General features: G+C 68.7%; 4 protein-coding genes and 1 pseudogene. 3 read left to right on the top strand and 2 right to left on the bottom strand.

Translation table 11 applies throughout. From position 1 onward, the window contains the following. A pseudogene (locus Acor_RS41680) lies at positions 1 to 477 on the bottom strand (hypothetical protein); the annotation flags it as partial. Positions 478 to 614: 137 nt separating this feature from the next. Between Acor_RS41680 and Acor_RS41685 the strand changes: the two are divergent. From Acor_RS41685 to Acor_RS41695, 3 genes are all read left to right on the top strand, one after another. Beyond that, the gene (locus Acor_RS41685; RefSeq protein ID WP_155342276.1) at positions 615 to 1,097 is read left to right on the top strand and encodes a hypothetical protein; all 483 of its coding nucleotides are present in this window, start codon (positions 615 to 617) and stop codon (positions 1,095 to 1,097) included. 1,143 nt (positions 1,098 to 2,240) lie between these two features. After that, the gene (locus tag Acor_RS41690; RefSeq protein WP_155342277.1) at positions 2,241 to 3,278 is read left to right on the top strand and encodes a DUF8094 domain-containing protein; all 1,038 of its coding nucleotides are present in this window, start codon (positions 2,241 to 2,243) and stop codon (positions 3,276 to 3,278) included. A gap of 129 nt (positions 3,279 to 3,407) precedes the next feature. Further along, positions 3,408 to 3,692, top strand: coding sequence for a GlsB/YeaQ/YmgE family stress response membrane protein (locus Acor_RS41695; RefSeq protein WP_155342278.1), 285 nt, complete (start codon positions 3,408 to 3,410; stop codon positions 3,690 to 3,692). Between the two features lie 538 nt (positions 3,693 to 4,230). Here the strand turns inward: Acor_RS41695 and Acor_RS41700 are convergent. Then, the coding region (locus Acor_RS41700; protein WP_155342279.1) for an MFS transporter at positions 4,231 to 5,273 on the bottom strand (1,043 nt) is incomplete at its 5' end.

The following is a 5,273-nucleotide window of genomic DNA, read 5'->3' on the forward strand; positions in this document are numbered from 1 at the left end:
CCGCGGCTGGGCGGCGAGCATGTCCCAGATCCGCCGCCGGTGCAAGGCCCGTGCCCGGGCGAGCCGCTCCAGCATCGCGGCGCCGAGTTCCTCGCCGAACAGCCGCCAGGCGGTCACGCCCGAGGCGATCGGCCCGGTCACCGGGACCGTCCCGGCGGCGGCGTCCATCGCGGCGCGGACCGAGGTCGCGCCCAGGGCCAGCCCGATCGCGGTGTCGATCAGGACCTGCCCGCGATCATGGCCGGGGTGGAACCCGGGAACGGCAAGCGCCTTGGACATCTGCCCGCGCAGGCCGCATTCTTCGGCGAGCAGTCGCAGCAGCGGTACTCCCGCAGCGGCGATCAGCCCGGACGCGCCGTCGGTCATCTCCAGCGACTTCGACCAGGTCGACGTGCGTTTCTCCAGCTTGCGGCGGCGACGTTCGGCTTTAGCGCGTTTGATCTTCTTGAGCAACCTGGCGGGGGGCTTATTCTTCACTTCGGAGGTACCGGCCTATTGGGGGATCTTGATCTCAGCAATCCAGATCATCCCAGCTTGGGGCGGTACCTCCAGCCAGATGTAACACTATGTGACGATCATCCCGTGGCCGGTGAATTCACGAGGCCAATGCCACGATGGCCGGATTGGCCGAACGGGCCGCCATCGCCGTGCGACGCCACCGCGATCATGACGCCGCCGCGTTCGCGGCACGTCACCGGGATTGGCCCGGATGGGCCCGCCGGGCCGCCGCCGCCCGCGCCCTCGCGATCGCCCTCGGGGTGAGCGCTGAGGATGTCGCGGTCGCTGACGACCTCGACCGTCGCTACGCCGACGGCCGCTACCCGGGTATGGTGCTCACGGTCACCGAACCGGTCACCGGGTGTGCCTGGCGGTTCATCCCCGATTTGACCTTGGCTCCCGGCGCGGGCTGGCTGCTGCTGGACCAATGCCCCGGATGCGGCGAGGCCGTCCCGATGGCGGCGATCACCGCCCTTGCCGATCTGGGCGAATACCTCGCCCCTGATCCCGAGGTCGACACCGCGTTCGACAACGTGCCCAGTGATCACTTTGGCGATCCCGTCCATCGCCCCGGATGCAGCCACGCCGCCCTGACGTGACCGCCCACCCAGCGGGAGCGCCCGCCATCGGCCCGTCTGACCGCGCGCCATCCCCAACGGGAGGCTCCCCGGCCTGTCACCCAAAGGCCGGGGAAACCCGCCGGCCTCGCGCCCGACCCCCGGCTGACTCTCAGCCTTCAATCCGGACCTCGCCCACGCCAAACCTCAAGCTCCACCACCAGCCGAGCACACCAGACGCTGGGCGCATCAGGGTCGCCATACCTTCCAAACCACCCCGCCCCCACCCCCATGACATCGACTCCCTCCTAGGAGTCGGGAGAGCCATCGGTACCCCCTTAGGGCCACATGCTGCCCAGACGGCCGAGACCTGTTCTACCTATCTGGCCGGAAACCCCACCGGTAGCCCCATTGGCAGTCACGTCCTCATGCGCGCAGGTGCAGGAACCGCCTCGCACACGCTCCTCCGACTGGAGGGCACCTCGGTGCGCACACGCCGTGGATGATGGAGCCGTCCGGCGAACCGGACTTCGGCGCGTGCACACTCGCGTTGGGGGCCAGTTCCGAGGCGACCAGCTCACCATCCTGGGCACCAGGAGTGCGCGTACCGACGCCCGCACCGCCTGAGCGAGTGTGCCGGCGAAGATCTTCCGCCAAAGCATCGCCCCTTGATAGACGTGCCCGCACATCCCCGCCCCGACCAGATCCGGCTGTGGATCATCGGAAATGATCTCTCGCATGTCGATCGCCCTCCGCTCGTCCAGGACGTTGTCGATCGACTGTGCGCCCCGTGTCCAGTCGTGGACCTCACGGTTCGTTCCGCAATATCGCAAGAGCACAGCTGATCGCTGTTGAGAGCGCGCTGGCGTCGGCGGAATGGGGCCGGCCGGTATCGGTCGTGAGCTGATACGCAGACGAAGTCACCTGCATCGCGCTGGTAACCGGGCCTCGCAACCGAACACGCGATATAGCCCCCTGCACTTCCCATTGGATTCATGCGCCCTCGCAGCGGATCCGTGTGCGGTGCCCGGCCATCGAGCCCCTCGTCGCGATGGGCGATCGCCCGGCCCGCTGGAAGTCGGCTTACGGGGCATACGCGCTGATCACGGTGGTGTCACAGGTAGCGCAATGGGTGGGTGGATGACTGGCGCCACAAGCATCCACCACCCGAAAGGGACAACCGACATGGCAGTACCACCCTGCTTCACCAGGATCGCCGCAGTACTCGCACTGACCGTCTTTTCGGCCCTCGGCTGTAGCGCCAACGGCTCCCCAACGAGCTCGGGGGCCGAGGCGGCCGTGGACCGCCTGGCCGGCTCGCCCACCTCGGCTGATCAGCGCCAGGACCGTCCGGCGTCCGCCTCAACCCAGGCCGTTGTCACCCCGGCCCAGGCCAGGACCCTGCTGACCCGCAACCGCCAGCTCTGGGCTCGCGCCATCCGAAACCAGGGAGCGGGATTAGAGAAGATCCTGGCCGACACGGCACTGCGGCAGAGCCGGGCCAAGATTCGATTTGATCGTCTCCTTGGCCGTACCGCGACGCTTCCCACACCCATCTCCCAGGTGCAGGTGTACGTCCCCCGCCCGCTCGGGAACCTCGACTGGTTCGCCGCCTCCTTCCGCGAGTCCGGTGGCTACGGCACCGCCGTGCTCGCGCGTACGGGAGGAAGTTGGAAGCTGGTCTCCGGGAGCTGGTCACGCGTCAAGCCGCCAGCGGTCGCCCTGGACAAGGGAGGATCGGCCGTCGGGGTCGCCGACGGCGACGGCCAGCGACTGCTGCTGTCGCCCCGGCAACTCGCCGTGACCTTCGCCAAGAACCAGGCCACGTTCGGCCAAGCCGGCACCCAGGTACTGGCCGACGGTATCTACACCAACGAGGCAGGCGCCGCGCGGCGTGCCGAGCGCCAAGCCGTGGAGGGCCAGTGGCTCGTCCAACGCCAGGACCGCGCAGGCAAATCGCTCTACGCGTTGCGAACGGTTGACGGCGGGGCCCTGGTCTGGCATTCGATCACCGACACCCAGACCTTCACCGCCCTGCGCCGAGACGTACAGGAGCTCCGGTTCACCCAGGACTCCGCCCGAGCCCTCAGCCAGGGACGCGCCTTCACGACCACGGCGACCATCACCGCCCACGGCACATTCCTGACACACATCCCCGCGAACACCGGCAAGGCCCGCACCATCGGCGACTACTACACCCTGGCCGACGTACGCGGACGCTGACCTTCAGCCGTCGTTTATGGGCTACTTTCAGGCGGGAACGACTATGGGCGGTGGATCGTTAGGCGAGGTGATCGGGCTCACCGCCCCCGGCCGATGCAGGTCGGCGGCCATCTCGCGGGAGTGTGCTGCATGGAAGTGACCGGGATTATCTCTGCCCTCCTGATCGGCATCGTGATCGGAGCCCTCGGCCGCCTGGTCGTACCGGGCCGTCAGTCCATCCCGATCTGGCTGACCATCGTGATCGGCATCGTCTCGGCGTTCATCGGCACCGCCATCGCCGCCGTGCTGGGTGTGGCGGACACCGGGGGAATCGACTGGATCGAGCTGGTGATCCAGATCGTGGTGGCCGCGGGCGGTGTCACCGTGGCCGCCGGACTGTACGGCAGGCAGCGGCGCGAGTTGCCGCAGCGTTAGCCGGTGCAGGGGCGGCACCGGGGTACGCCGCCCCTGCGAACTATCGCGTGCGAATGCTTGTGGGCGGTCCCGTGGAGGGGCGGCCCACACGCTTCTTACCAGTCTTCGTCTCTTACCAGTCTTCGTCGCTTTCCTCTTCCTCGCCTTCGAGGACCTCTTCGATGATTTCACCGGCCACGAGCCCGCCGACCACGCCCGCGGCACCGGCGGCTGCGACCCCACCCCAGCCTGGCCCGCTGTGATGCTCAGCGTGATGGTCGCCGTGGCCGTCATGGTGAGGGTGTGGTGGCCGCCGAATCCGTGCCGGGCAAGTCCGATCAGCCAGCGGTCGATCTCGCTGGCCCAGTCGGTGCGCAGGGCTTCGTCGTGGCTTACGAGCATGTGTACTTCGTGGTGCCGCAGCCTGATCTCCGGCTCGTGCCGGCCTCCCGCGAGCGCTGGTTCCGCAATGTGCTGCTGCGGCACTTCGACGACGGGGGGCAGTTGGCCATGATCTATGGGGAGGTCTTCGCCACCCTGACGGGCCAGCGGCTGAGGGTCAGGTCGAGGTCTCGACCGGGGCCGGCATGGGCTCGGGTGTCCGGAGCGCTCGGCGGGTGCGGAGGCCGAACGCGATGATGATGGCGCCCAGGGTTCCGGCGATGACCGGGACGATCAGGGCGGTTCGCAGGGCGTCGAGTCCTGCCTGCGGTGGGACGCCGTCGCCAAGGGGTGCGACGTTGACGGCGGTTACCGCGGACAGGCCGAGGGCGGTGCCGAACTGGATGGCGGTGTACAGCAGGCCGCCGGCCAGCCCGTGTTCGGGTTCGTCGATGCCGTCGGTGGCCGCCATGGTCAGCGGGCCGTACGCCAGGGAGAAGGCCAGGCCGAGCAGGAGCATGGTCGGCAGCATGGCGGTGTAAGCCCAGTCCAGCCCGACGGGCAGGAACAGCAGATAGGCAGCGGTCGCCAGGAGCATCCCGCCGAACAGGACGGGGACGGTGCCGTAACGGTTTACCAGCCGGGGGGTCAGGGTGGGGGCGAGGATGACGTCGATGCCGATGACCAGCATGGCCAGGCCGGTCTGGAGGGTGCTCCAGCCGCGTACCTCCTGGAGGTAGAGGGTGACCAGGAACTGGAAGCCGGCGAAGGAGCCGAGGAACAGCAGGGCCCCCAGGTTGGCGCGCACCAGAGGTCCTGAGCGCAGGATGCCCAACCGCAGCAACGGGTTGGGCGACCGTCGTTCGATCACGATGAAGGCGGCCAGGAGTGCCAGGCCCGCGGCGAACGCGCCTATCGTGCCGGCCCAGCCGTTGCCGGGGTGCTCCAGTCGGACGACTCCGTACACGAGCGACAACATCGCGCCGGTGATGCTGAACGCGCCGGCCAGGTCGAAGCCGCCCGCCGGGCGCTCCGGAGCGCCCGAATCCTTGAGGAGCGGGATGGCGGCCAGCAGGATCAGCGCGGAGAGGAGGACGGGGGCGAAGAACACCCACCGCCAGCCGATCGAGGTCAGCAGGCCGCCGGCGACCAGGCCGAGGCAGTAGCCACCAGACGCCGTGCCGGCGTAGACGCCCAGCGCCTTGGTCCGTTGCGGGCCCT

Source organism: Acrocarpospora corrugata, from assembly GCF_009687845.1.
Taxonomy (GTDB): Bacteria; Actinomycetota; Actinomycetes; order Streptosporangiales; family Streptosporangiaceae; genus Acrocarpospora; species Acrocarpospora corrugata.